The organism is Gemmobacter caeruleus, assembly GCF_008271655.1.
Taxonomy (GTDB): Bacteria; Pseudomonadota; Alphaproteobacteria; order Rhodobacterales; family Rhodobacteraceae; genus Gemmobacter; species Gemmobacter caeruleus.
In genome coordinates, this window is sequence record NZ_VKKX01000011.1 from 553,523 (window position 1) to 578,324 (window position 24,802).

Annotated in this window: 24 protein-coding genes, 1 tRNA gene and 1 riboswitch; of the genes, 16 read left to right on the forward strand and 9 right to left on the reverse strand. The window is 66.0% G+C overall.

Going from position 1 to position 24,802, the window contains the following annotated elements:
• Window positions 1-123 precede the first annotated feature (123 nt).
• Window positions 124-879: an NAD kinase gene (locus tag FOA17_RS05330; protein WP_149140419.1), complete on the forward strand. Its 756-nt coding sequence runs from the start codon at window positions 124-126 to the stop codon at window positions 877-879.
• 31 nt (window positions 880-910) lie between these two features.
• Here FOA17_RS05330 and FOA17_RS05335 read toward each other — a convergent pair whose 3' ends face one another.
• A complete protein-coding gene (locus tag FOA17_RS05335) occupies window positions 911-1,282 on the reverse strand; it encodes a hypothetical protein (RefSeq protein WP_149140420.1) in 372 nt (123 codons plus the stop codon).
• A 96-nt stretch (window positions 1,283-1,378) separates the two neighbouring features.
• On the opposite strand from FOA17_RS05335, the gene FOA17_RS05340 reads away from it, so the two are divergent.
• Complete coding sequence (locus tag FOA17_RS05340; RefSeq protein ID WP_149140421.1) at window positions 1,379-2,164, forward strand: alpha/beta fold hydrolase; 786 nt, start codon at window positions 1,379-1,381, stop codon at window positions 2,162-2,164.
• Between the two features lie 18 nt (window positions 2,165-2,182).
• Here the strand turns inward: FOA17_RS05340 and FOA17_RS05345 are convergent, their stop codons facing one another.
• The 3 genes from FOA17_RS05345 to ychF form a co-directional block, all read right to left on the reverse strand.
• On the reverse strand, window positions 2,183-2,665 hold the full coding sequence (locus FOA17_RS05345; protein WP_149140422.1) for a cytochrome b: 483 nt from the start codon (window positions 2,663-2,665) through the stop codon (window positions 2,183-2,185).
• A 75-nt stretch (window positions 2,666-2,740) separates the two neighbouring features.
• Entirely contained in the window at window positions 2,741-2,920 is a 180-nt protein-coding gene (locus tag FOA17_RS05350) for a CTP synthetase (protein ID WP_149140423.1), read from the reverse strand.
• Window positions 2,921-3,095: 175 nt separating this feature from the next.
• Window positions 3,096-4,193 (reverse strand): redox-regulated ATPase YchF, encoded by a 1,098-nt coding sequence (gene ychF, locus FOA17_RS05355; protein ID WP_149140424.1) that lies wholly within the window; start codon window positions 4,191-4,193, stop codon window positions 3,096-3,098.
• A 127-nt stretch (window positions 4,194-4,320) separates the two neighbouring features.
• On the opposite strand from ychF, the gene FOA17_RS05360 reads away from it, so the two are divergent.
• Both FOA17_RS05360 and trpA read left to right on the forward strand, forming a co-directional pair.
• The gene (locus tag FOA17_RS05360; RefSeq protein ID WP_149140425.1) at window positions 4,321-4,731 is read left to right on the forward strand and encodes a VOC family protein; all 411 of its coding nucleotides are present in this window, start codon (window positions 4,321-4,323) and stop codon (window positions 4,729-4,731) included.
• A gap of 83 nt (window positions 4,732-4,814) precedes the next feature.
• Window positions 4,815-5,606: a tryptophan synthase subunit alpha gene (gene trpA / locus FOA17_RS05365; RefSeq protein WP_149140426.1), complete on the forward strand. Its 792-nt coding sequence runs from the start codon at window positions 4,815-4,817 to the stop codon at window positions 5,604-5,606.
• Window positions 5,607-5,821: 215 nt separating this feature from the next.
• Here the strand turns inward: trpA and FOA17_RS05370 are convergent, their stop codons facing one another.
• The 3 genes from FOA17_RS05370 to FOA17_RS05380 form a co-directional block, all read right to left on the reverse strand.
• Entirely contained in the window at window positions 5,822-6,583 is a 762-nt protein-coding gene (locus FOA17_RS05370) for an SH3 domain-containing protein (protein ID WP_149140427.1), read from the reverse strand.
• A gap of 239 nt (window positions 6,584-6,822) precedes the next feature.
• Window positions 6,823-6,897: transfer RNA gene (locus FOA17_RS05375), tRNA-Glu, on the reverse strand.
• Between the two features lie 59 nt (window positions 6,898-6,956).
• Window positions 6,957-7,751, reverse strand: a complete 795-nt coding sequence (locus FOA17_RS05380) for a lytic murein transglycosylase (protein ID WP_149140428.1) — start codon at window positions 7,749-7,751, stop codon at window positions 6,957-6,959.
• 182 nt (window positions 7,752-7,933) lie between these two features.
• Here FOA17_RS05380 and pepT point away from each other — a divergent pair, with 182 nt between their 5' ends.
• The gene (pepT, locus tag FOA17_RS05385) at window positions 7,934-9,172 is read left to right on the forward strand and encodes a peptidase T (RefSeq protein WP_149140429.1); all 1,239 of its coding nucleotides are present in this window, start codon (window positions 7,934-7,936) and stop codon (window positions 9,170-9,172) included.
• A 21-nt stretch (window positions 9,173-9,193) separates the two neighbouring features.
• Here pepT and FOA17_RS05390 read toward each other — a convergent pair whose 3' ends face one another.
• Window positions 9,194-10,066 carry a glycosyltransferase family 2 protein gene (locus FOA17_RS05390; protein WP_149140430.1) on the reverse strand — a complete coding sequence of 291 codons (873 nt, stop codon included), beginning with the start codon at window positions 10,064-10,066 and terminating at the stop codon, window positions 9,194-9,196.
• 138 nt (window positions 10,067-10,204) lie between these two features.
• Between FOA17_RS05390 and miaB the strand changes: the two genes are divergently transcribed.
• The 8 genes from miaB (at window position 10,205) to metK (ending at window position 18,153) form a co-directional block, all read left to right on the forward strand.
• Window positions 10,205-11,533, forward strand: coding sequence for a tRNA (N6-isopentenyl adenosine(37)-C2)-methylthiotransferase MiaB (gene miaB / locus FOA17_RS05395; protein WP_149140431.1), 1,329 nt, complete (start codon window positions 10,205-10,207; stop codon window positions 11,531-11,533).
• Window positions 11,534-11,711: 178 nt separating this feature from the next.
• Window positions 11,712-12,275, forward strand: coding sequence for an OmpA family protein (locus FOA17_RS05400; protein ID WP_238991724.1), 564 nt, complete (start codon window positions 11,712-11,714; stop codon window positions 12,273-12,275).
• A 5-nt stretch (window positions 12,276-12,280) separates the two neighbouring features.
• Window positions 12,281-12,640 carry a hypothetical protein gene (locus tag FOA17_RS05405; RefSeq protein ID WP_149140433.1) on the forward strand — a complete coding sequence of 120 codons (360 nt, stop codon included), beginning with the start codon at window positions 12,281-12,283 and terminating at the stop codon, window positions 12,638-12,640.
• Window positions 12,641-12,877: 237 nt separating this feature from the next.
• Window positions 12,878-13,888: a PhoH family protein gene (locus tag FOA17_RS05410; RefSeq protein WP_149140434.1), complete on the forward strand. Its 1,011-nt coding sequence runs from the start codon at window positions 12,878-12,880 to the stop codon at window positions 13,886-13,888.
• 75 nt (window positions 13,889-13,963) lie between these two features.
• Window positions 13,964-14,467 carry an rRNA maturation RNase YbeY gene (gene ybeY, locus FOA17_RS05415; protein ID WP_149140435.1) on the forward strand — a complete coding sequence of 168 codons (504 nt, stop codon included), beginning with the start codon at window positions 13,964-13,966 and terminating at the stop codon, window positions 14,465-14,467.
• A 45-nt stretch (window positions 14,468-14,512) separates the two neighbouring features.
• Window positions 14,513-15,424, forward strand: coding sequence for a transporter associated domain-containing protein (locus FOA17_RS05420; protein WP_149140436.1), 912 nt, complete (start codon window positions 14,513-14,515; stop codon window positions 15,422-15,424).
• Window positions 15,425-16,897, forward strand: a complete 1,473-nt coding sequence (gene lnt, locus FOA17_RS05425) for an apolipoprotein N-acyltransferase (RefSeq protein WP_149140437.1) — start codon at window positions 15,425-15,427, stop codon at window positions 16,895-16,897.
• A gap of 33 nt (window positions 16,898-16,930) precedes the next feature.
• Window positions 16,931-16,979: riboswitch (SAM-SAH riboswitch) on the forward strand.
• A gap of 7 nt (window positions 16,980-16,986) precedes the next feature.
• A complete protein-coding gene (metK, locus tag FOA17_RS05430) occupies window positions 16,987-18,153 on the forward strand; it encodes a methionine adenosyltransferase (RefSeq protein ID WP_149140438.1) in 1,167 nt (388 codons plus the stop codon).
• Between the two features lie 408 nt (window positions 18,154-18,561).
• Here the strand turns inward: metK and betC are convergent, their stop codons facing one another.
• Window positions 18,562-20,070: a choline-sulfatase gene (gene betC / locus FOA17_RS05435; protein WP_149140439.1), complete on the reverse strand. Its 1,509-nt coding sequence runs from the start codon at window positions 20,068-20,070 to the stop codon at window positions 18,562-18,564.
• A gap of 93 nt (window positions 20,071-20,163) precedes the next feature.
• Here betC and FOA17_RS05440 point away from each other — a divergent pair, with 93 nt between their 5' ends.
• From FOA17_RS05440 to FOA17_RS05450, 3 genes are all read left to right on the forward strand, one after another.
• Window positions 20,164-21,033: a LysR substrate-binding domain-containing protein gene (locus tag FOA17_RS05440; protein ID WP_149140440.1), complete on the forward strand. Its 870-nt coding sequence runs from the start codon at window positions 20,164-20,166 to the stop codon at window positions 21,031-21,033.
• A 94-nt stretch (window positions 21,034-21,127) separates the two neighbouring features.
• Complete coding sequence (locus FOA17_RS05445; RefSeq protein ID WP_149140441.1) at window positions 21,128-23,116, forward strand: CocE/NonD family hydrolase; 1,989 nt, start codon at window positions 21,128-21,130, stop codon at window positions 23,114-23,116.
• 99 nt (window positions 23,117-23,215) lie between these two features.
• On the forward strand, window positions 23,216-24,802 hold the full coding sequence (locus FOA17_RS05450; RefSeq protein ID WP_149140442.1) for an ABC transporter substrate-binding protein: 1,587 nt from the start codon (window positions 23,216-23,218) through the stop codon (window positions 24,800-24,802).

Below are 24,802 nucleotides of genomic sequence, written 5' to 3' on the forward strand. Positions count from 1 at the left end.
GACCTTTAGACCATGGGAGCGGCGGCTGCAAAGGGCAGAAAGCGACCTGCGGCAAATCTGGCGCGCCTCTTGCCTTCGCCGGCGGGCGGGGCCAAGACTGGCAACGCGACAAGGGAGAGGCCGATGCGCATCAGTTTCCGGGCCAGCACCAGCCCCGCCGCGCTGGCGGCCTATGCCGCGCTTTCGGCGCGTTACGGCGATGCGCCGGTGAAATCGGCCGAAACGATCGTGGCGCTTGGTGGCGACGGGTTCATGTTGCAGACCCTGCACGAGACGCAGAGCCTTGGCCTGCCGGTCTATGGCATGAATTGCGGCACGATCGGCTTTCTGATGAATGCCTATGGCGAGGACGGGCTGGAGGACCGGCTGCGCGCCGCCGAGGAAACCGCGATCAACCCGCTGGCCATGACGGCGGTGTCGGCCAATGGGCGGCAGCATCACGCGCTGGCCATCAACGAGGTCAGCCTGCTGCGCGCCGGTCCGCAGGCCGCCAAGCTGCGCATCAGCGTGGACGGGCGCGAACGCATGCCGGAACTGGTCTGCGACGGTGCGCTGGTCTGCACCCCGGCGGGATCGACCGCCTACAACTATTCGGCGCATGGGCCTATCCTGCCCATGGGGTCGGATGTGCTGGCGCTGACCGCGATGGCCGCCTTTCGCCCCCGGCGCTGGCGCGGCGCGCTGTTGCCCAAGACGGCGGTGGTGCGTTTCGACGTGCTGGAGGCCGCCAAGCGTCCGGTCATGGCCGATGCCGACAGCCGATCCTTCCGCGATGTGCTGAGCGTGGAGATCCGCTCCGAACCCGCGATCCGTCACCGCATCCTGTTCGATCCCGGTCACGGGCTTGAAGAACGGCTGACGCATGAACAGTTCATGTGACCCCCGGCCCGCCGGGCGGGGGCAGGGGGGCTCACATCAGCCCGCGCGCCTTCATCACCAGGATGACGGCGCCGGCCAGCACGATCAGGCCAAAGGCCACTTGCGCCGCGACCGATCCGATCAGCCCCTTGCGCCGGCTGGCCGCCCCCAGCGGCGCGAGGTGGCGCAGGCAGATGTCATAGGCCTCGGCCACGCGGCCCTCGTCGATCTGAAGCAGCAGCTTGGGGTTTTGCGACATATGCGCGGCGGTGGCCAGTTCCTCGGCCGCGGCCCGCACCTTGCGCGGCAGGCGCCGCCCGCCGCTGCGCAGCTTTTCGGCCAGCCCGGCCCCGCGCAGGCGCAGCCGGTCTTCCATCAGCCCTGCCACGCGGTCGGCCATCTGCTGAATCGTGATCGCGCTCATCTGTCCTGCCCCGGCTGTTTTCGCGCAGTCTAAGCAGCCGGCGGTCAGGGTGCAACGGGTCTGGCCGCGCGCGGGCAGAGCCGCTACACAGGGGGCATGCTGACCGTTCTGCGCCACCCCGCCATCGCCCCCGACGCCGCTTCGGCCGATCTGCCGCCGATCCTGATCGCGCATGGGCTCTACGGCTCTGCCCGCAACTGGAACGTCATCGCCCGGCGCCTGTCGGCCCGGCGCGACGTGCTGGCGGTGGACATGCGCAACCATGGCAGCAGCCCGCATCTGCCGACGCATGGCTACCCCGATCTGGCCGCCGATCTGGCCGAGGTGATCGCGGCCGAGGGCGGCATCGCGGATGTGATCGGGCATTCCATGGGCGGCAAGGCCGCGATGACGCTGGCGCTGACCTGGCCCGAACGGGTGCGGCGGCTGGTTGTCGCCGATATCGCGCCGGTCGCCTATGGCCATGACCAGACCCAGTATATCCAGGCCATGCGCGCGATGGATCTGCGCGGCCTGGAGGCGCGGGCCGAGGCCGATCGCCGCCTGGCGCTGACCGTGCACGACCCGGCGCTGCGGGCCTTTTTCCTGCAATCGCTGGATCTGCGGGCCGAGGGCGGCCCGCGCTGGCGGCTGAATTTCGACGTGCTGGAGGCAGAGATGCCAAAGATCGTCGGCTGGCACGACCCGGAGGGGCAATTCCCCGGACCGGCGCTGTTCCTGTCGGGAAGCGAGAGCAACTATGTCCGGCCCGAAAACCGCCCGGCGATCCGCGCGCTGTTTCCGGCGGCGCATTTCGCCAAGCTGGCGGGGGCGGGGCACTGGCTTCATGCCGACAAGCCCCGCGAATTCGAGGAGACGCTGCGCGTCTTCCTCGATGCCTGAGACCCGCCCCGCCGCGCCTTATTCGGCGCGGCGCATCCGGTCCATCAAACCGTCGCGCAGCCAGAACTGGTGCCAGAGCGCGGCCACCACATGCAGCCCGATCAGCACCAGAAGCAGCGTGGTCAGCACCTCATGCACCTCGCCGGCCGAGGTGACGCCGCCGAACCATGCCATCCCGCCCGAGACGGTCAGCAGGATCATCACGAGATAAAGCCCGATATGCGTCGCCGCCGCCGCGAGCTTGAGCGCGGGGGCCTCATCGGCGGGCGGGGGCGGCGCGCCGCGCGTCTTGCGCAGGACAAGCCGCCACAGCGCAAAGGCCAGGACGATCACCCCCCCGGCGACATGCGCCAGAACCAGCGGGTCGAAGGCGGGCGTATTGCCCTGCCGCACCGCACGCCAGGCGGCGCCCATGGCGTCATTGGCGACAAACTGCCAGAGGATGACCAAGGCGGTCAGCCAGTGCAGCACGATCTGGCTGCGAGAATATCCGGTCGGCATGGGGCACTCCTGTTACGATGTGACGTGAAGATCCTACGTCCGGGCGTGGCCCTTCCGTCGCGTGATCCCGCCGGATCAGCCGGAAATCTGTCGCGCAACGAACCAGCTGACCGGGATCGCGGCGACAAAGCCCAGAACGGCGGCAACCAGAATGGGCTTGAGCGTGACCATGCCCATGGTCAGCGCCGCGACGATGAAGGCGCCCATCAGCGCGGTCGAGGCCATGGAAAAGATGATCATCATCAGGCGGGTCATGTCGGGCACCCCTTTCATGCGGGCAGACGCGTTCGCCGCCAGACTGCCCGCACCGCCCCTTTGCGACTTTGACCCATGTCAAAACCGCGCGCCCCGCCCTGCGACAGCTTGTCCCGCCCCTGAAGGCCGGGCGCCCGATCCTTCGACGAAGGATCGGATCGCGTCGCGCCGGGGATCAGCCGTTGAACAGGAAATGCAGGACGTCGCCGTCCTTCACCTCATAGGTCTTGCCCTCGACGCGGAACTTGCCCGCCTCCTTGGCGCCGGCCTCGCCGTTATGGGCGATGTAATCGTCATAGGCGACGGTTTCGGCGCGGATGAAGCCCTTTTCGAAATCGCCATGGATCACGCCCGCCGCCTGCGGCGCCAGCGTGCCGCTGGTGATGGTCCAGGCGCGGGCCTCTTTCGGGCCGACGGTGAAATAGGTCTGCAAGCCCAGCAGTTGATAGCCGGCGCGGATCAGCCGGTCGAGCCCGGCCTCGTGCAGGCCCATCTCCTCCAGGAACATCGTGGCTTCGTCATCGGGCAACTGGCTGATCTCTTCCTCGATCCGGGCAGAGATCACCACGGTTGCCGCGCCCTGCCGCGCCGCCATCTCGGCCACGCGGGCCGACTGGCTGTTGCCTTCGGCGGCGCTCGCCTCCTCGACATTGCAGACATAAAGCACGGGTTTCGCGGTCAGCAATTGCAGGATGCGCCATTGCTTCTGGTCATCCTCGGCCACCTTGACCGTGCGGGCGGGCTGGCCGTTGTTCAGCGCCTCTTGCGCCAGTGCCAGCAGGCGATCCTGATCAGCGGCTTCCTTGTCGGCGCCCTTGAGCTTGCGGGCAAGGTTGGCCCGGCGCCGTTCGATCGATTCGAGATCGGCCAGCATCAGCTCCGTCTCGATCGTCTCGGCATCGGCAACCGGGTCGATGCGGCCCTCGACATGGGTGATGTCGCCATCCTCGAAACAGCGCAGCACATGGGCGATGGCGTCGCATTCGCGGATATTGGCGAGGAACTGGTTGCCCAGGCCCTCGCCCTTGGACGCGCCACGCACCAGGCCCGCGATATCGACAAAGGTGATGCGCGTGGGGATGATCTGTTTCGACCCGGCAATCGCCGCCAGCTTGTCCAGCCGCGGATCGGGCACCGCCACCTCGCCCACATTCGGCTCGATGGTGCAGAAGGGGAAGTTCGCCGCCTGCGCGGCCGCGGTGCGCGTCAGCGCGTTGAAGAGCGTCGATTTGCCCACATTCGGCAGGCCGACAATGCCCATCTTGAAGCCCATGGCGTTCCCCTTTTCGCATTCAGCCCGGCTTCTAGGCCGGGCGGGGGCTTTGCGCAAGTCGCCGCGGGATTTCCCCTTGGAGGGAACGGTCTGCCGCTGTCAGCGTTGCGCTGGAAAGGAGATGCTCATGGCCTATGATCCCTATATCCATTTCCAGGGCAATTGCGCCGAGGCGATGCATTTCTATCAGGGCCTGTTCGGCGGTGACCTCGCGCTGATGACCTATGGCGAGATGCCGGGCGCCCCGCCCGAGATGCAGGGGTCTGCCCGCGTGATGCATGCCTGCCTGACCACGGGCGGGCGCATGCTGATGGCGTCGGATTTTCCGCCGGGGATGCAGGGCGATGCCCAGGCCGCCGTCTCGGTCAGCCATCCGGTCGCCGATCTGGCCGAGGGGCAGCGCATCTTCACCGCGCTGTCGGATGGCGGGGCTGTGCTGAAGGATTTCGCGCCGACCTTCTGGTCGGACGGGTTCGGCATGGTCAAAGACCGTTTCGGCACGCATTGGATGGTCAGCGGGCCGGCGCGGCAGGGCTGACGGGCCGCCGCCGCGCGCGCCCCATTGATTTTCCCGCCCCGCCCGTGCAAACCCGGGCGGGAGATCAAGGGGACGGGCCGGACATGACCAGAATCGACGACACCTTCGCGCGGCTGCGGCAGCAGGGGAAGAAGGCGTTCGTCGCCTATATCATGGGGGGCGACCCCGATGTCGAAACCTCGCTGGCCGTGATGAAGGGCCTGCCGGGCGCCGGGGTCGATGTGATCGAGCTGGGCATGCCCTTCACCGATCCCATGGCCGATGGCCCGACGATCCAGCTGGCCGGGCAACGCGCGCTGGAAGGCGGCATGACCATGGACAAGGTGCTGGCCATGGTGCGCGATTTCCGCGCCGGCGATGCCACGACGCCGATCGTGCTGATGGGCTATTACAACCCGATCTATGCGCGCGGTGTGGACCGTTTCCTGTCCGAGGCGACGGCCGCCGGGATCGACGGGCTGATCGTGGTGGACCTGCCGCCCGAGGAGGATGACGAGCTGTGCATCCCCGCCCAGGCGGCCGGGCTGAACTTCATCCGCCTGGCGACGCCCACCACCGATGACAAGCGCCTGCCGGCGGTGCTGAAGAATACCAGCGGTTTCGTGTATTACGTCTCGATCACCGGCATCACCGGATCGGCCGCCGCCGAGGCCGGCGACGTGGCGCCGGAGGTGGCCCGCATCAAGGCCGCGACCGACCTGCCGGTCATCGTGGGCTTCGGCATCAACACCGCCGAAAACGCCCGCGCCATCGCCGGCATCGCGGATGGCTGCGTGGTGGGCTCTGCCATCGTGAAGGAAGTGGGCGCCGGCAAATCCGTCGCCGAAGTCCTCGCCCGCGTCGCCGACCTGGCATCGGGCGCGCATAGCGCGTGAAGGGCGGCATGGTCGCTGCCACCTGCGCGGAGTGGGGCGTGGTCAGCCTCCCGGCCGATGTGACGCTGAAACGGCGCCCGTTGTTGCCGTTGTGCTGAACCTATCCACGGGTCCTGTAGGATAATGCGAACAGCGCCGGTGCTTCGGCATTGAGCCGTTTATTGCCAGCGGCAACTAGCCCCGGTTTGCGTGCACCGACGCACCAGGCGTTCTTTTCACCGGAAGACTTCCCCCGTATCGGCGTTCAAATACAGGCGGTTGGTGGCCGTCGCACCGCCGCAGTAAGTGAAGTAGACGGGTTGGTTGCTATGGCTTGTAGACTTCACCCAACCGCCCATGTCGCGGAAGTTGCGTTCGGTGCATCGGCGTTGCGCGATAAGTGATTGGGCCGCTTCCGCGAACACGGTTCGGTATCGTGCGAAGTCGTCGGACCCGGCCACTAGTTCTTCAACCCCCGACGCATCCGCAGCGGGATCGGGCGGACGCGTTTCTGATAGGTATTTAATCGAAACCCATTCGGCGAACTGCCCGTCAATAATGCCGTTTGCATCGTCGCAGGCTGCATTACCAGTATCGACGTATTCGCTGCGACCTCCGACGCACGACGCGTCATAGGTCTGCGTTATCCGCGCCCAACCGTCGCGTTCTTCAAGCACGGTCACGCCTTCGCGGAAGAACAATCGTCCTACCACACCGCAGCTTTCCGACGGGCATGTGCGTCGGTTCAAGCGTTCGGAAGTAACCCAAAGCTGTTCGTCACCTTCGGGCGCGGCCCATGGACGTTCATTCACTTTCGGCATAGCGGTGTCCGCCGTTTCCGGTGATGGTCCGGTCACGCCGACAAGAACGAAGCAACCGACGAATGACGCCAAGGCAACCCAACGGCTCTTGAACGGCTTGAATGGGTAGATCACCCCGGCCAACGACACGATTGACGCTAACGTCAACACCAAAACAACCACAGAATTTCCGCCCAAGCCCTTATCCCCTTTAGCGGTTCAATGCCGCGACCCTAGCACGGATAACGTGTTCGTGTGGCGTTTTACGGGCGAAGCTTGACGACACACGACTTCGCAGGGCGCGAAATGCGGTTAGGTCTTCGTGATCATTCACAAGTGGGCGGGGTCGTTCGATGCCTTTTGCTTCGCAAAGCAATGCATAGACAGAGGGGGTGTTTGAATTTTACCCTGCAAAAACAGACACTTGCGGGGATAAGTGGCAGCCCGTAGGGGAGTCGAACCCCTCTTTTCAGGTTGAAAACCTGACGTCCTAACCGATAGACGAACGGGCCACGCTGGGTGGGGGCTGTCTATGTCAGCCGCCCGCCCGGTGCAAGGGGGAAAAACGCGCTCAGCGGTCGATTTTTGCGCCCATCAGGGCGATGGCCTGCTGATAGACGGTGGCGGCGTTCCATTCGCGGATGACGGCGAAATTCGGCTCGCCCTCCTGGTAGCCCGCACCGGGGCGCCAGCCCTTCGAGGCCAGGAAATTCGCGGTCGAGGCCAGCGCGTCGGCCTGTTTGGTCAGGTCCACCCGTCCGTCGCCGTCGCCATCCACGCCATAGCGCAGCACATTGCCCGGCAGGAACTGGGTATGGCCCACCTCGCCATGCTTGGCGCCCACCGATTTCGACGAGATCACGCCCTGATCCACCAGCTTCAGCGCGGCGATCAGATGGGGGGTGAAGTAGTCGCTGCGGCGGCAATCATAGGCCAGCGTCGCGATCGAGGACACGACATTGCTGTCGCCCATGAAGCTGCCAAAGCCGGTCTCCATGCCGTGAATCGCCAGCAGCACGCCGGCGGGCACGCCATAGCGCGCCTCCAGCCCCTGATAGAAGGCGGCGCTGGCGGCCTTGCGCTTGCGGCCCTGCGCCACGATCGTATCGGCGCCGCGCACCGACAGGAACTTTTGCAGCGAATACTTGAAGCTTTTCTGGTTGCGGTCGGCGGCGATGGTCTTGGTCGCGTAGCTCGACCCCATCAGCGCCGCGATGCCGCGCTCGCCCACGCCCGCGGCGGCGGCTTCCTGCGCCATGACGGGCTTCCAGGATTCGTAATTGCCGCCGGTATTGCTGCATGGCGCGGCCAATGCGCCGCCCGTGGTCAAGGCGGCAAGCGCCAGACCCGCGGCCAATGACTTCATCTGAAACACCTGAAGAACTCCATCTGGTTTGCGGCAGTTTACGATCTTGCCGACAAGGCGCAAGCGCGGGGCAGGGGGAATTTGCGCGCCGCGCGATCACTTCGGCGCCAACCGGCCGCAGTCGGCGCTTGACTTGGCGCGCGCCCGCGCGTCCCCTCGGGCCGCAAAAGACCGGAGGCCCCATGCGCAGCGCATTCGACACCGAACTGGAAACCCGCCTGATCCGCTATGCGGCGGTGGATAGCCAGAGCGACGAGGACAGCCCGACCCAGCCCAGCACGGCGATCCAGCTTGATCTGGCGCGGATGCTGGAGGCCGAACTGCACGAGATCGGCGCCGCGGATGTGCGGATCACCGATTACGGGGTGGTGCTGGCGACGATTCCCGCCACGGCGACGGGCCCCGCCATCGGGTTTCTGGCGCATATGGACACCGCGCCCGCCTATCATGCGACCGGGGTGAAGCCCGTGGTGCATCGCGGCTATAATGGCGGCGACATCACCTTTGCCGATGCGCCGGGGCTGGTCCTGTCGCCCGAGGTCGCGCCCTATCTGGGCACGCGCCTTGGGCATGACATCGTGACCGCCTCGGGCACCACGCTGCTGGGGGCCGATGACAAGGCGGGGATCGCGATCCTGATGACCATGGCGCGGCATCTGCTGGCCCATACCGACCTGCCGCACGGCACGATCCGGCTGGCCTTTACCCCCGACGAGGAAATCGGCCGCGGCGTCGATCCGCGACTGGCGCAGGATCTGGGGGCGGCCTTCGCCTATACGCTGGATGGCGGCGCCGTCGGCGAGATCGAATATGAAAGCTTTTCGGCCGACGGGGCAGTGGTCAGGATCATCGGGGTTTCCACCCATCCCGGCACGGCCAAGGGCAAGATGGTGAACGCGGCCACGCTGGCGGGGCGGCTGATCGGCTTTCTGCCGCAGGGGACGCTGACGCCCGAGGTGACCGAGGGGCGCGAAGGGTTCCTGCATCTGACCGATATCCGGGGCGGCGCGGCCGAGGCCGAACTGCGTTTCATCCTGCGGGATTTCGAGCTGGACGGACTGGCGCAGAAGGGCGAGGTGCTGCGCGCCGCCTGCGCGGCCTCGCAGACGGCCGAGCCGCGCGCGCAGATCACCTGCGAGATCCGCCCGCAATATCGCAACATGCGCTATTGGCTGGAAAAGGACATGCGCCCGGTCGATCTGGCCCGCGCCGCCTGCCGGGCGGAAGGGGTGGAGCCGCTTTCCGTGCCGATCCGCGGCGGCACCGACGGGTCGCGCCTGACGGAAATGGGGGTGCCCACGCCCAATATCTTTACCGGCATGCAGGAAATCCATGGCCCGCTGGAATGGATCAGCGTGCAGGACATGGCGCGGGCGCTGCGGGTCTGCCTGCGGCTGACGCAAGAGGCGGCGCAGGCCTGACGGGCGGTCAGGGCCGGGCCGTCAGAACCACTGGCCCGGTTCCATCAGCCCCAGATCCATCAATTGCTGGCTGTGCCAGAGGAATTCCGTCGAACTGTGCCAGCGGAAATTCTGGATGTCATAGCGCGAGCCGGGATTGGTCTTCAGCGCCTTGGCGGTGCGAAAGCTGCAAATGCAGGCGGTCAGGTTGTGGTGCCAGGGGCAGGAATAGGTGTTGTATTCCTCGATGTTGAAGGTGTGATCGGCGCGCAGTTCCAGCCCCGGCGCCGCGCGGAACAGCGAGATGCGGTCGATCTTGCGCTTGGCCCAGGAAACATGTTCCTCGAACCGCCAGCGCAGGCCGCCATAGAAATCGAGCTGGCGTTCCTTGGGCGCCCAGTTCCGATCGGGATCCTTGCGCGCGAGCGCATAATAGCCCGACCGATCCAGATGCGCATCCTCCAGCGAGACGGCATTGGGGTATTTGTCCAGATCGCCGGCATAGAGGTCGATCACATAGGTCAGCATCGCCTCGCGCCGTTCCTCGGCCTGAAAGGTCAGCAGGTCGAACACTGTCCGCGTCTCGCAGAAAGGGAAGAACAGGTATTCGGCGTTGTAGCAGTAATAGATCCAGGTGCCGGGCGGGGCGAGGGCGGTCACCGCATTCACCGCCAGCGGCAGCGCGTCATCCTGATGGATATCGTAATCAATGCGATGCACCAGCGCGGCCAGCGTCTCGGGCAGGTCAAGTTCGGGATGGGCGAACAGCAGGACGGTGCGGAATCCGGCATCCAGATGGTGCCGCAGAGTCGAGGCCAGTTCGACCCCGTCTTCGGCCAGGATCAGCGCGACCGGCCCCTTGGCCAGCACCGCCGCCGCCTGATCCCGGAAGGCATCCAACCCGTTGTGCCGCATCCGCCACGCTCCACCGTCAGCTCTGTCGCCGCCAGCTTTGGGCAAGCCGCCGCGCATTTGCAAGCGTGCGGGCGGCCAATGTTGCGGCGGCGGGCGGTTTTCGCTAGAAGGCGCGCTGATCCTGAAGGGGCCACCGCCATGACCGACGACGTGACCGACACGCCGAAAAAGCTGTTCATCAAGACCTATGGTTGCCAGATGAACGTCTATGACAGCGAGCGCATGGCCGAGGCCCTGGGCGCCAAGGGCTATGTCACGACCGAGGTGGCGGAGGAGGCGGACATGGTTCTGCTCAATACCTGCCACATCCGGGAAAAGGCGGCGGAAAAGGTCTATTCCGATCTGGGGCGCCTGCGTCCGCTGAAACAGGCCAAGCCCGATCTCAAGATCGGTGTCGCCGGCTGCGTGGCCCAGGCCGAGGGCGAGGAGATCCTGCGCCGCATGCCGCTGGTCGATCTGGTGGTGGGGCCGCAAAGTTATCACCGCCTGCCCGAGATGGTGGAGGCCAAGGGCAAGGTGATCGACACCGATTTCCCCGAGGAAGACAAGTTCGACCACCTGCCGCAGCGCAAGGCCCTGCGCGGCCCGACTGCTTTTCTGACGGTGCAGGAGGGCTGCGACAAGTTCTGCGCCTTTTGCGTCGTGCCCTATACGCGGGGGGCCGAGGTCAGCCGCCCGGCGGCACGGCTTTTGTCCGAGGCGCGCGATCTGGTCAGCCGCGGGGTGCGCGAGATCACGCTTCTGGGCCAGAACGTCAACGGCTATCACGGCGCGGGCGAGGGCGGCACCTGGGGCCTGGGCCGGCTGGTGCGCGAGATGGCCGCGATCGACGGGCTGGAGCGGCTGCGCTACACGACCAGCCACCCCAATGACATGGATGACGACCTGATCGCCGCTCATGCCGAGGTGCCGCAGCTGATGCCCTATCTGCATCTGCCGGTGCAATCGGGCAGCGACCGCATCCTCAAGGCGATGAACCGCAAGCACACGGCGGAACAGTATCTGCGGCTGATCGAACGTATCCGCGCCGCGCGGCCCGACATCCTGCTGAGTTCGGATTTCATCGTGGCCTTCCCGGGCGAGACGGATGCCGATTTCGAGGCGACGATGGACCTGATCCGCGCGGTCGGCTTTGGCGCGGCCTTCAGTTTCAAGTATTCCGCGCGGCCCGGCACGCCGGCGGCGGAAAAGCCGGAACTGCCGGCCGATCTGGCCGATGCGCGGTTGCACGCGCTTCAGGCGCTGATCACCGCGCAGCAGCAGGCGGCACAGGTGGCCATGGTCGGGCGCGAGGTTGGCGTGCTGTATGAAAAGCCGGGACGGCTGCCAGGGCAGATGGTGGGCAAATCGGACCATCTTCATGCCGTTCATGTCGCCGATCCGGCGGGCAAGGTGGGCGATCTGGTGCGCGTGCGGATCGTGGCCGCAGCCCCCAATTCGCTGGCGGGCGAGAGAATCAGCGCCTGAGGCGCTGTTTCCGCTTTTGCGTCAATGTCATGCTTTGTTCCGCCCAGCCGCGCCATGCGCAACAATTGGTAGGCGCAAGCGGCTGATACCCATAGATTTTGCTTTACATCGCGTTTGCGTGAGGTCAAACCCCGTAAAAAGCATATCAAGTCACTTGAGTGAACAAGGGAGCTGCGGCGTGGAACGGTTTTCCAAGGCAGTGCGTGGAATTTTGGGGGGGCTTGCCGTCACGGCGGCGCTGGCGTGTTCGGCCAATGCACAAAACTCCCCCGAGGTTGCGGGCAAGATCGACTGGGGCGTCTGGGTCGATGACGATGGCTGCATGCATTGGTGGGCAGATGGCGGGGTCGAGGGCTATATGCTGGACCGCGTCAACCCCAAGACCGGCAAGCCCGTCTGTCTCAAGCGCAATACCTGCCTTGTCCAGAACACCGATACGCTGTTCGCGACCGACAGCCACAAGCTGACCGCGTCGGGCCGGTCCTATCTGCAACAGTTCTTCCAGCAGGCCGGAGCCTTTGGTTACGCCGTCTATGGCCATACCGACAGCCGCGCTTCGGATGAATACAACATGTCGCTCTCGCAGCGCCGGGCCAAGGCCGTGGCCGATGTCGCCCGTTCGGTCGGCGCGATGGTGGAGCGCGAGATCGGCTATGGCGAGCGCCAGCCGATCGCGCCGAATGATTCCGCTGCGAACATGCAGAAGAATCGTCGTGTCGAAGTCGTTTGCTACCGGTGGTGATCCAGATGACCAAATTTCTTCCGGGCCTCGCCCTTGTTTCCGTCACCGCGCTGGCAGGTTGTGTCGACGGGTTGAGCCCCTATGTGCAAAGCCCCGATACGGTGATCGCCACCGCGCAGGATCGCGGGCGTGACAATGTCGCGTTGGCGCCGGGTGGCGGCGGCATCGCCTATGACCCCGATGGTTGCCAGGGCTGGATCATCGACGACGGCGTCGAGGGCTATTCGGGCCGTCGCTTCGACCCGGTTTCGGGCCTGCCGGTCTGCAACAACCACTATCCGCCGGGCACGGTGGTGCGCAACTACCAGACCCGGGATGCGGGGCTGCGCGACTATGTGCCCTATGCCGGGCGCCGCACGCGCTGAGCCGCACACCAGACTGTGATCCCGGGCCGCGCCATTGCGCGGCCCGTGTCATTTTCAAGGGGCTGGGGGCGGTGATTCCGGGGCCGCAACATCTTGTGGAAAGCATGTGGCGAATTTGCCTGATTTTTGATCAATCCGCTGAAAAACCTTTCCCATCGTCCAGCTTTGTCTTGTTTCCTTAACCATCGAGGCGCAGATTCAAGGGACAGGAGCCCTCTAGCCGCAAAGGAAGACCCCTTGGGCATCAGTGCGCTGACCCCCCCGACCCGTGCCGAGGATGTCGTTGAAACCCTTTTGGAATTTCCCGACAACAGGCTGTTGATCGACCTCTGCGGTGAGTATGACCGCAATCTGGCGCAGATCGAGCATCAGATGGGGGTGCATATCCTCCGACGGGGTAACCGGCTGGCGGTGATCGGCGACAAGGGCGCGCGGGAGCAGGCGGCAGCGGTGCTGCGCGCGCTTTATGCGCGGCTGGAGGCCGGGCGCGCGGTGACGGCCGGCGATATCGAGGGCGCGATCCGCATGGGCCATCCCATGCCCGACACGCCCCGCGCCGGCGAACAGATCGAGATGTTCGGATCCTCGGTCGAATTGCGCACCCGCAAGAAACCCATCGAACCCCGGACCGAGGCGCAAAAGGCCTATGTCGCCAACCTGTTCGCCAATGAACTGGGCTTTGGCATCGGCCCGGCCGGCACCGGCAAGACCTATCTGGCGGTTGCGGTCGGCGTCACGATGTTCATCGGCGGCATGGTGGAAAAGATCGTCCTGTCCCGTCCCGCGGTGGAGGCCGGCGAACGCCTGGGCTTCCTGCCCGGCGACATGAAAGAAAAGGTCGATCCCTATATGCAGCCGCTCTATGACGCGCTGAACGATTTTCTGCCGGCCAAGCAGGTGCAGAAGCTGATCGAGGAAAAGCGGATCGAGATCGCGCCGCTGGCCTTCATGCGCGGGCGCACGCTGTCGAATGCCTTTGTCGTGCTGGATGAGGCGCAGAATGCCACGACCATGCAGATGAAGATGTTCCTCACCCGTCTGGGCGAGGGGTCGCGCATGGTGATCACCGGCGACCGCACGCAGGTCGATCTGCCGCGCGGCGTGCCCTCGGGCTTGCAGGATGCCGAACGCATCCTGAAAGGGGTGAAGGGCGTCAGCTTCAACTACTTTACCGCGCAGGATGTCGTGCGGCACCCGCTGGTTGCCCGCATCATCGAGGCCTATGACCGCGACGACACGCAGGCCTGACCGCGATCGGGCCGGGGGCGCGCCCCGGCCCTTTCAGCCCGTTGCGGTTCCGCGCCGCCATGCTATGAGGCGGGCATGAACGCAACCGTCGATATCGTGATCGAGGATGACCGCTGGCTGGCCTTCGGGCTTGAGCGTTGCGCGCTGCGTGCGGCGCAGGCGGTCTTGGGCCATCTGGGCCTTGACCCCGCGCTGTTTCAGGCCGTCGTCATGGGCTGCGACGATGCCCGCATCACCGGGCTGAACGCCGATTTCCGTGACAAGCCGCGCCCGACCAATGTGCTGAGCTGGCCGTCAGAGGAACGCGGCAGCGAATATGCCGGCGAGGCACCGGCCTTGCCCGCCCCCGGCACGCAGGATGACCCCGCGACGCTGGGCGATATCGCCATCGCCTGGGAAACCTGCGCGCAAGAGGCCGCCGATCAGGGCAAGAGCGTTGACGATCACGTTACACATTTGCTGATACATGGCATATTGCACCTTCTGGGCTACGATCACATCGACGATGACGATGCGGCGCTGATGGAGGAAACCGAGCGGCGCATTCTTGAAACGCTTGGTATCGCGGACCCATATTAGGCCACGCCTTGAAAGGGCGCGGGGATAACGCAGGTAGAAGGACAGATGGGCAGTAGTTACGACGGATCGCCGGCAGCGCAGGCCGGCCCAGCCGAGGCCAATCCGGGAGAGGGCGACTCTTCCGAGGCGGCACGACAGGGTTTTTTCGGGCGACTTCTCTCTGCCTTTTCCTCCGCCGATCCGCCGGACGAGGCGCCCGCCGCCGCGACCCCGGTCGCGCCGCCGCCGGTGCAATTGCCGGGTCTGGCCAATCTGCGCAAGCTGCGGGTCGATGATGTGGCGATTCCCAAGGTCGATATCGCCGCCGTGCCGCTGGATATCGGCCGCGACGATCTGGTCGAGGTGTTCCGCGCCCAGGGCTTTTCACGCCTGCCGGTCTACAAGGGCACGATGGACCACCCGCAGGGGCTGGTGCTGCTCAAGGATCTGGCGTTGCAACATGGGTTCGGCAGCGGCGGGCGGTTCAGCCTGAAAAAGCTGCTGCGGCCGATCCTTTATGCGCCGCCCTCGATGCCGCTGCATGTCCTGCTGCAAAAGATGCAGAAGGAGCGGGTGCATATGGCGCTGGTCATCGACGAATATGGCGGCGTGGACGGGCTGGTCACGATCGAGGATCTGATCGAGACCGTGATCGGCGAGATCGAGGACGAGCATGACGAGGAGGAGGGCAACCTGTGGAAGCAGGAAAAGCCCGGCGTCTGGATCATGCAATCCACCGCCCCGCTGGACGAGGTGGAGGCCGAGATCGGCGTGAAGCTGCGCACCGATGCCGATGACGAGGAGATCGACACCCTGGGCGGGCTGGTCTTCCTGCGCACCGGCCGTGTGCCCGCGCGGGGCGAGATCGTGCCGCATGAAAGCGGGGTGGAATTCGAGGTGATGGATGCCGACCCGCGCCGGATCAAGCGGTTGCGGCTGCGGCTGCCCGATCTGCCGGCCGAAACCGTCGAGGCCTGATTGATCCGCGCCCTGCGATCCCTGGTGCCGGCGCTGCTGCTGGGCGCGCTGGCGGCGGCGGGGCAGGCACCGCTGGGCGCCTGGTATCTGGCGCTGCCGGCCTTTGCCGGCATCGTGGCGCAGGTCGTGGCGGCGCGCGACGCGCGGCAGGCTGCCGCGCGGGCCTGGGCGGCGGGGCTGGGCCATTTCGCGCTGGCGCTGAGCTGGATCGTGCAGCCCTTTCTGGTCGAGCCTGAAACCTATGGCTGGATGGCGCCCTTTGCGCTGATCGGCCTTGCGGGGGGGCTGGCGCTGTTCTGGGCGGTGGCAGGCGCGCTGGCGGGGGGGCTTGCGGGCCGGGGCCGGCGCGCGTTCGCCTTTGCGCTGGCACTGACCGGGGCCGAGGCGTTGCGGGGTGTGGTGCTGACCGGCTTTCCCTGGGCGCTGCCCGGCCATATCTGGATCGACACGCCGGTCGCGCAGGCGGCGGCGCTGATCGGGGCCAACGGGCTGACGCTGCTGACACTCTATAGTGCGGCGGCTGTGGTGGCGCTGCCGGGCCTGTCGCGGGTCTTGCCCGTTCTGGTGCTGGCGGCGGTCTGGGGCGGTGGCGCCGCGCGGCTGGCCGCGCCCGAGCCCGCCGCGCCGGGCCTGACCTTCCGGCTGGTGCAGCCCAATGCCGAACAACACCTGAAATGGGATCCCGATCAGGCCGAACGGCTTTATCGCCGGCTGACCGCGCTGACCGCGCAAGGCCCGCGGCCCGATCTGGTGATCTGGCCGGAAACCAGCCTGCCATATCTCTATGATCCGGGGGGCGAGGCGGTCGCGGGCGCGGTGGCGGCGGCGGGCGGTGCGCCGCTGGCCATGGGCGTGCAGCGGCTGGAAGGGGCGGCGGCTTTCAACAGCCTCGCGGTGATCGGCGCGGACGGGGTGCAGATCGCGCTTTATGACAAGGCGCATCTGGTGCCCTTTGGCGAATACATGCCCTTTGGCGAAAGGCTTCATGCCTGGTTCGGCATCAGCGCCTTTGCCGCCCGCCAGGGCTTTGGCTATGCGGCGGGACCGGGGCCGCGGGGGCTCGATCTCGGGCGGCTGGGCCGGGTGCTCCCGCTGATCTGCTATGAGGCGGTCTTTCCGCAAGAGGTGAACCAGCCCGAACCGCGGCCCGGCTGGCTGCTGCATATCACCAATGACGCCTGGTTCGGCACGCTGACCGGCCCGTTCCAGCATGCCGCGCTGGCGCGACTGCGCGCGGTGGAACAGGGGCTGCCGCTGGTGCGGGTGGCCAATACCGGCGTCACGCAGATGGTCGATGCCAGGGGCCGCGTCACCGCCGCGCTGCCCTTCGGGACCGAGGGCGCACTGGATGCGGCCCTTCCGGGCGCCTTGCCGCCCACCCCCTATCGCCGCCTGGGCGAGGTGCCCTTTGTGGTGTTGCTGTGCGGACTCGTCGCAACCCTGATCCGCCGCCGGCGCCGCCCCCGCGCTTGACCTCCCCGCGGCGCGGGCGTAACCCGTGCCATCGAACCGTCACAACGGCTTCCTGGCGTGACGGGGATCAATCAACGGAGCACTTCCCCATGAGCAGACTGAACTACGTCTTCACCTCGGAATCCGTTTCCGAGGGGCACCCTGACAAGGTGTGCGACCGCATCTCGGATTCGGTGCTGGATGCCTTCCTGACCGAGGAACCCAATGCCCGCGTCGCCTGTGAAACCTTCGCCACCACCAATCGTGTCGTCGTCGGCGGCGAGGTCGGGCTGTCCGACAAGAAGAAGCTGCGGGAGATGCTGGACGGCGTCGAACAGATCGTGCGCGATTGCGTGCGCGATATCGGCTATGAACAGGACGAGTTTCACTGGGCCACGCTGAAGGTGAAGAACCACCTGCACAAGCAATCGGCCCATATCGCCCAGGGCGTCGATCGTGATGGCGCGGGCGATCAGGGCATCATGTTCGGTTACGCCTGCCGCGAGACGCCGGAACTGATGCCGGCGCCGATCCAATACGCCCATGCCATCCTGCGCCGCCTGGCCGAGGTGCGCAAATCCGGCCAGGAGCCGACGCTGCGCCCGGATGCCAAATCGCAGCTCTCGCTGCGCTATGAAGGCGGCAAGCCGGTCGAGGTGACCTCGATCGTGCTCTCGACCCAGCATGAAAGCGAAAGCCAGACCTCCGACGATATCCGCGCCATCGTGGAACCCTATATCCGCGAAGTGCTGCCCTCGGGCTGGATCACCGACAAGACCGAATGGTGGGTGAACCCGACCGGCACCTTCGTGATCGGCGGGCCGGATGGCGATGCCGGGCTGACCGGGCGCAAGATCATCGTCGATACCTATGGCGGCGCGGCCCCGCATGGCGGCGGCGCGTTTTCGGGGAAAGACCCGACCAAGGTGGACCGCTCGGCCGCCTATGCCGCGCGCTATCTGGCCAAGAACGTGGTCGCCGCGGGCCTCGCGGATCGCTGCACGCTTCAGGTCAGCTATGCGATCGGCGTGGCGAAACCGCTGTCGATCTATGTCGATACCCATGGCACGGGCCAGGTGGACGAGGCCGTGATCGAACGCGCCGTGGCGGAGTGCATGGACCTGACCCCGCGCGGCATCCGTGAACACCTGGCGCTGAACCGCCCGATCTACGCCCGGACGGCCGCCTATGGCCATTTCGGCCGCGCCCCCGAAGCCGATGGCGGCTTCAGCTGGGAACGGACGGATCTGGTCGAGGCGCTGAAAAAGGCGGTGTGACCCGAATGGCAGGGGCCTTCGCCGGGGGCATCGAGCCCCCGTCAAAGGCGTTGCCACGGATGACGGGGCCCGGTCACCACGACCGGGCCTTTCGCATATGGCGCGGGCGCAAGGTGAGTATTTGCACAAGGAGCAAGACGCATAACGCTTTGTTAACCTCGACCGGGTCATATGACAGTGCGGTACAGGGGGGAGCCCCGATGACCGTCAAGGAGCAAAGCCGCCCCGGCGCCGTGTGAAGCGCTCACATGGGTTGAAACGAGACCCCGTGCCGCCGGGGCGCATCCTTGCCTTTGCTTCTTGCCGAAATACTCCCGCCGGAGGCAAAGCCCGAGGGGGCGGGCGCAGCCCGGCACCGAGAGGAAAGGCTTGCGCCGCAGGCGCTCCTTGCAAGAAGCGCTGGTGGCATTATTCGCCGCGGGGGAAGCGCTTGTTTTCCTCCAGCACGTTGAGGTCCATATGGTTGCGCATGTAGCGTTCCGAGGCCGCGCGCAGGGGTTGGTAATCCCAGGGGAAATAGCTGCCATTGCGCAGTGCTTCGTAGACCACCCAGCGGCGGGCCTGGCTTTCGCGGACCTCGGCGTCATAGCGGTTCAGATCCCAGCGGGCCTCGGCCATGGCGCGGAAATGCGCAAGCGTGCCGGCATGTGCCGGGTCTTGCGCAAGGTTGCTGCGTTCCTCGACATCCGTCTCCAGGTCGAACAGCAGTTCCGGGTCTACGAGGCAGCGCACATATTTCCAGCGGCCTTCGCGCAGGCAGACCAGCGGCGTGATACTGCCCTCGGCCGCATATTCCATCGCGACCGGGCTGGTGCGGTCAAAGCCCCTGGCCAGCGGCACCAGGCTTTCGCCATCGGTCCAGGGCATGACCTCATCCATCGAGATGCCGGCCAGATCGCACAGCGTGGGCGTCACGTCGATGGTGCAGACCGGGGTTTCCACCCGGCCTGGCTCCAGCCCCGGGGCGGCGATCATCAGCGGCACGCGGGCAGAGCCTTCGAAGAAGTTCATCTTGAACCACAGCCCGCGCCGGCCCAGCATCTCGCCGTGATCCGAGACGAAGATGATGATCGCCTCTTGTCGCGTCGCCTCCAGCGTGTCGAGGATCTCGCCGATCTTGGCATCGACGTAAGAGATATTGGCGAAATAGCCCTGCCGCGCGCGGCGGATATGGTCGGGCGTCACCTCCAGCCCGCGCCAGTCGCAGGCATCCATCAGGCGTTGCGAATGGGGGTCCATCTCCTCATAGGCGAGGGCCTCAGGCGGGTCGAGGTGCTGGCAGCCCTCATAGAGATCCCAGTATTTGCGGCGGGCGACAAAGGGGTCATGCGGGTGGGTGAAACTGGCGCAAAGTGCCCAGGGCCGCCCGTCCTGCCCGCGCGACAGGCCGTAGATCTTCTGCACCGCCTGAAAGCACACGTCGTCATCATATTCCAGCTGGTTGGTGATCTCGGCCACGCCGGCGCCGGTGACCGAACCGAGGTTGTGATACCACCAGTCGATCCGCTCGCCCGGTTTGCGGTAATCCGGGGTCCAGCCGAAATCGGCGGGGTAGATATCGGTGGTCAGCCGTTCCTCAAAACCGTGGAGCTGGTCGGGGCCGACGAAATGCATCTTGCCCGACAGGGCGGTCTGGTATCCGGCGCGGCGCAGGTGATGGGCGAAGGTCGGGATGTCCGAGGTGAATTCGGCGGCATTGTCATAGACCCGGGTGCGGCGCGGCAGTTGACCGGACATGAAACTGGCCCGCGCCGGCGCGCAAAGCGGCGAGGCGGTATAGGCATTGGCAAAGCGGACCGAGCGTTCGGCCAACCGTCTGAGGTTGGGCGCATGCAGCCAGTCGGCCGGGCCATCGGGAAACAGGGTTCCCGTCAGCTGATCCACCATCAGAATGAGGATATTGGGCCGATACGCCATCTTTCGCCGCCTTTCGCATGTGCTACCATTGATCCACTGGATAGCTGATTCAGAAAAGGCAGGGAATTTCGATGTTTTGCATAAACAATTTCGATGCAACTTGATCCTGCCGCCCTGCGGGTGATCGAGGCGGTGGCCCGGCATGGCACGCTGACACGCGCCGGGGCGGCGCTTGGCCTGTCGCAACCGGCGATCAGCTATCAGCTGCGCCGGGCCGAGGAAAATCTGGGGCTTGTGCTGTTTCAGCGGTCGCGGGCGGGATGCCGGCCCAGCCCGGCAGGCGAGGTGCTGTTGCGCGGTCTGCTGCCGGCGCTGGCGCAGATCGACGCCAGCATCGCCGAGGCGCAGGCGCTGGCGCGCGTGCCGGCGCTGCGCATCCTGACCGATTTCGGGTTCGCCGGCCTGTGGCTGATGCCCCGGCTGGCCCGGTTCCGCGCGCGCCATCCCGAGGTGGAGGTGCAGATCACCGCCGCGCAGGAACAGCGCGCCCCGCGTCCGGGCGAGGTGGCGATCCGCTTTGCCCGGGCGGGTGATCTGGAGGGCTGGCTCTTGCTGGCGGAACGGGTGGTGCCGGTTTGCAGCCCCGGCTGGCTGGCCGGGCGCAGCGGGACGGAAACGCCCGAGACCATCGCCGGGCAGGTGCTGTTGCATCTCGATGCGCCTGACGAGGCGCGCTGGATCACCTGGGCGGGCTGGTTCGCTGCGCATGGGCTGCGCCGCGGGCGGCGGCCGGGCGAGCTGGGCCTGAACACCTACGACTTCGTGGTGCAGGCGGCGCTATCGGGGCAGGGCATCGCCCTGGGGTGGCGCCCGCTGATCGACCCGCATCTGGCCAGCGGCGCGCTGGTCGCCCTGGGGCCGGAAATGGTGCGCGAACAATCGGGCTATTGGGTGGAGGCGCCGGGGCTTGAGACCGCCGCGCATCGCACCTTGGCGAACTGGTTGCGCGAGGAGGCGGGGTGATATATGTTTCGCGACATGTCGTGTCGCAAAACAACATGATCTGGCCCGCCGCGCTTTCTACCCCTTGGAAAGCACCCATTCCGCAGAGGCCGTCATGACCCCCGTTCCAGCCATTCCCCTGTCCGACCTGCCGCATCGCCTGACCGAGGTGGCGGATATGCGCATTCCGATGCCCGACGGGATCACCCTGTCGGCCCGGGTCTGGATGCCCGAGGATGCGCCGTCCCGCCCCGTGCCGGCGGTGCTGGAATACATCCCCTATCGCAAGCGCGACGGCACCCTGCCGCGGGATGAGCTGATGCACCCCTATGTCGCGGGTCATGGCTATGCCTGCGTCCGGGTGGACATGCGCGGCAATGGCGACAGCGAAGGGTTGATGACCGACGAATACAGCCAGCAGGAAATGGACGACGCGCTGTCGGTCATCGGCTGGCTGGCGGCGCAGCCCTGGTGCAGCGGCGCCGTGGGCATGATGGGCAAAAGCTGGGGCGGCTTCAACTGCCTGCAAGCGGCGTTCAACGGCCATCCGGCGCTGAAGGCGGTGCTGTCGGTCTGTTCGACCAGCGACCGTTTCGCCGATGACATCCATTTCAAGGGCGGCTGCCTGCTGGGGGAAAACATCGGCTGGGGCGCGGTCATGCTGTCGTTTTCGTCGCGCCCGGCCGACCCGGCGCTGCGGCCCGACTGGCGCGACGACTGGCTGGCGCGGCTGGAGGCCGAGCCGTTCCTCGCCCCCCGCTGGGCCAGCCATCAAAGCCGCGACGCCTATTGGCGCCATGGCTCGATCTGCGAGGATTGGGCGCGCATGACGGTGCCGGTGCTGAATATCGGCGGCTGGGCCGACAATTACCTGAACACGCTGGGGCAGGTCATGGCGCATCATCGCGGTGTGGGGCAGGGGCTGATGGGGCCTTGGGTCCACCAATACCCGCATAGCGCGGTGCCGGGGCCGCAGATCGGCTTTCTGCAACTGGCGATCCGCTGGTGGGATCGCTGGCTCAAGGGCATCGAAAATGGCGCCGAGGCCGATCCGCGATACCGCGCCTACATGCTGCATTCGCAGCCGGTTTCGGCAGCGCCGGCCTTTCGCGCCGGGCATTGGGTGGCCGAACCCGACTGGCCGCACAGCGACCGGCGGTCGGCGCGGCCGGTCGATCTGGCCGGGCTGGAGGGGCGCACGATCTGCACGCCGCAGCATCTGGGCATGCATGCGGGCGAATATTTCCCGATGGGGATGAATGCCGAACTGCCCGGCGACCAGCGGGACGAGGATGCGATGTCGGTCTGTCTCGATCTGGACATGCCCGAGGGGATCGACCTCTTGGGCCGCCCGCGCCTGAACCTGCGGCTGCGCAGCGACCAGCCCTTTGCCCATCTGATCGCCCGGCTTTGCGACGTGGCGCCCGACGGCAGTTCGACCCGGATCACCCATGGCATCCTGAACCTGCGCCATCGCGACAGCATGGCCGACCCCGCGCCGGTGCCGGTGGACCGGGCCTTTGACGTGGTGCTGGATCTGGACGAGACGGGCTATCGCCTGGCGCCCGGGCACCGGCTGCGGCTGGCGCTTTCGACGACCTACTGGCCCTTTGTCTGGCCCGCGCCGGTCGCGGCGACCCTGACCGTGCAGGGGGGGGCGCTGACCTTGCCCGTCCATCAGGGCAGCCGCGGCGACGAATGGGTGCCGCCGCCGCCCCAGACCGCGCCGGCCTGGCGGCATGAGGTGCGGCGCCCCGGCCATTCCACCCGCCGCATCGCGCAGGATCTCCTGACCGGCCAGTGGGAACTGATCGTGGAGGAGGATACCGGCGATACCGAAAACCTCGATCACGGGCTGGTCTCGGGCGAGACGGTGCGTGAGGTCTGGCGCATCCATCCCGACGACCCGCTCAGCGCGCGGGTCGAGATCACCTATGAACAGCGGCTGTCGCGGGGCGACTGGTCGGTGCGGACGCGAGCCGAGGCGCGGCTCGAATCAGCGGCTGATGTGTTGCGCCATTCCGCCCGGCTTGAGGCCTGGGAAGGCGAGACTCGGGCCTTTACGCGCGAGTATTTTGACAACACCCAACGCGACCATGTGTAGGAATATTGCGACATCGCGGGCGGAAATAAACAGTTTACGCATGCCGGCCCTTGGCCCCATGCTAACGCAAACATCAAAAAACCTACAGGGAGTGACGAAATGAAGGACGAACTGGCCAAACTGGTGGACTGGATCGACGCCGGCGGGATGAGCCGCCGCGCCTTTCTGGGCCGGGCCTCGGCGCTTGGTCTGGCGGCCGCGCTTGGCTCTTCGCTTCTGCCAGGTCAGGCCCGGGCCGAAGAGCCTAAAAAGGGTGGCGTGCTGAAGATCGGCCTGGGTGGCGGCGAAAGCACCGATGCGCTGGACCCCGGTCTGGCCGACGGCCCGGTGTCGTTCAACGTGAACCGGCAATGGGGCGACACGATCGTCAATGTCTCGCCCTCCAAGGAGGTGGAGCCGCGCCTCGCCGAAAGCTTTGCCCCGAACGATGACAGCACCGTCTGGACCTTCAAGATCCGCAAGGGCGTGAAGTTCCACGATGGCAGCGAGATGACGGTGGATGACGTGGTCGCCACCTTCAAGCGCCATTCGGACGAGAACGCCAAATCCGGCGCCTATGGCATCATGCAGGGCATTTCCGATATCAAGGCCGATGGTGACAATGTCGTTTTCACGCTTTCCACCGGCAATGCCGACCTGCCTTTCCTGCTGGCCGACTATCACCTTGTCGTGCAGCCCAAAGGCGGGGCGGACAATGTGAACGCGGGCATCGGCACTGGCCCCTACAAGGTCAAGTCGGCCGAACCCGGCGTGCGCTATGTCTTTGAAAAGAATACCGATGATTGGGATACCACCCGCGGCCATTACGATGGTGTCGAATTCCTGGTGATCAATGACACCACGGCGCGGACGGCGGCGCTGCAATCCGGCCAGGTCCATATGATCAACCGGGTGGATCCCAAGGTCGCAAAACTGCTGTCGCGCGCGCCGGGTGTGCAGGTCAAATCGGTGGCCGGGCCGGGGCATTACGTCTTCATCATGCATGTGGACAAGGCGCCGTTCGACAACAAGGATCTGCGGCTGGCGCTGAAATACGCCATCAACCGGCAGGAACTGGTGGACAAGATCCTCGACGGCTACGGCTCGGTCGGCAACGACATTCCGATCAACAAGTCCTACCCCTATTTTGACGAGAGCCTGCCGCAGCGCGAATTCTCGATCGAGAAGGCGGCCGAGCATTACAAGGCCTCGGGCCATGACGGCAGCCCGATCGAGCTGATCGTGGCGGATGGCGCCTTCCCCGGTGCGGTCGATGCGGCGGCGCTGTTCCAGGCCACGGCGAAACAGGCGGGCATCCCGCTGGAAATCAAGCGCGTGCCCGATGACGGCTATTGGTCGGATGTCTGGAACGTCAAACCCTTCTGCGCAAGCTATTGGGGCGGGCGTCCTGTTCAGGACCAGATGTATTCCACGGCCTATCTCTCCACCGCCGACTGGAACGACACCAAGTTCAAGAACAAGGAGTTCGATGATCTGATCGTCGCGGCCCGCGCCGAAACCGATGAGGCCAAGCGCAAGGAGATCTATTCCAAGGTCGCCCATATCCTGTGGGAAGAAGGCGGGGTGATCTGCCCGATGTTCAACGACTTCATCGACGGGGTGTCGGACACCGTCGCCGGCTGGCTCGACGATCCGAACCTGGATCAGATGAACGGCTTTGCCTCGGCAAAGACCTGGTTCGCCTGA

Coding starts and splice junctions, on each gene's coding strand:
- FOA17_RS05330 (WP_149140419.1), top strand. CDS start 124: ATGCGCATCAGTTTCCGGGCCAGCACCAGCCCCGCCGCGCTGGCGGCC.
- FOA17_RS05335 (WP_149140420.1), bottom strand. CDS start 1,282: ATGAGCGCGATCACGATTCAGCAGATGGCCGACCGCGTGGCAGGGCTG.
- FOA17_RS05340 (WP_149140421.1), top strand. CDS start 1,379: ATGCTGACCGTTCTGCGCCACCCCGCCATCGCCCCCGACGCCGCTTCG.
- FOA17_RS05345 (WP_149140422.1), bottom strand. CDS start 2,665: ATGCCGACCGGATATTCTCGCAGCCAGATCGTGCTGCACTGGCTGACC.
- FOA17_RS05350 (WP_149140423.1), bottom strand. CDS start 2,920: ATGACCCGCCTGATGATGATCATCTTTTCCATGGCCTCGACCGCGCTG.
- ychF (WP_149140424.1), bottom strand. CDS start 4,193: ATGGGCTTCAAGATGGGCATTGTCGGCCTGCCGAATGTGGGCAAATCG.
- FOA17_RS05360 (WP_149140425.1), top strand. CDS start 4,321: ATGGCCTATGATCCCTATATCCATTTCCAGGGCAATTGCGCCGAGGCG.
- trpA (WP_149140426.1), top strand. CDS start 4,815: ATGACCAGAATCGACGACACCTTCGCGCGGCTGCGGCAGCAGGGGAAG.
- FOA17_RS05380 (WP_149140428.1), bottom strand. CDS start 7,751: ATGAAGTCATTGGCCGCGGGTCTGGCGCTTGCCGCCTTGACCACGGGC.
- pepT (WP_149140429.1), top strand. CDS start 7,934: ATGCGCAGCGCATTCGACACCGAACTGGAAACCCGCCTGATCCGCTAT.
- FOA17_RS05390 (WP_149140430.1), bottom strand. CDS start 10,066: ATGCGGCACAACGGGTTGGATGCCTTCCGGGATCAGGCGGCGGCGGTG.
- miaB (WP_149140431.1), top strand. CDS start 10,205: ATGACCGACGACGTGACCGACACGCCGAAAAAGCTGTTCATCAAGACC.
- FOA17_RS05405 (WP_149140433.1), top strand. CDS start 12,281: ATGACCAAATTTCTTCCGGGCCTCGCCCTTGTTTCCGTCACCGCGCTG.
- ybeY (WP_149140435.1), top strand. CDS start 13,964: ATGAACGCAACCGTCGATATCGTGATCGAGGATGACCGCTGGCTGGCC.
- FOA17_RS05420 (WP_149140436.1), top strand. CDS start 14,513: ATGGGCAGTAGTTACGACGGATCGCCGGCAGCGCAGGCCGGCCCAGCC.
- metK (WP_149140438.1), top strand. CDS start 16,987: ATGAGCAGACTGAACTACGTCTTCACCTCGGAATCCGTTTCCGAGGGG.
- betC (WP_149140439.1), bottom strand. CDS start 20,070: ATGGCGTATCGGCCCAATATCCTCATTCTGATGGTGGATCAGCTGACG.
- FOA17_RS05440 (WP_149140440.1), top strand. CDS start 20,164: ATGCAACTTGATCCTGCCGCCCTGCGGGTGATCGAGGCGGTGGCCCGG.
- FOA17_RS05445 (WP_149140441.1), top strand. CDS start 21,128: ATGACCCCCGTTCCAGCCATTCCCCTGTCCGACCTGCCGCATCGCCTG.
- FOA17_RS05450 (WP_149140442.1), top strand. CDS start 23,216: ATGAAGGACGAACTGGCCAAACTGGTGGACTGGATCGACGCCGGCGGG.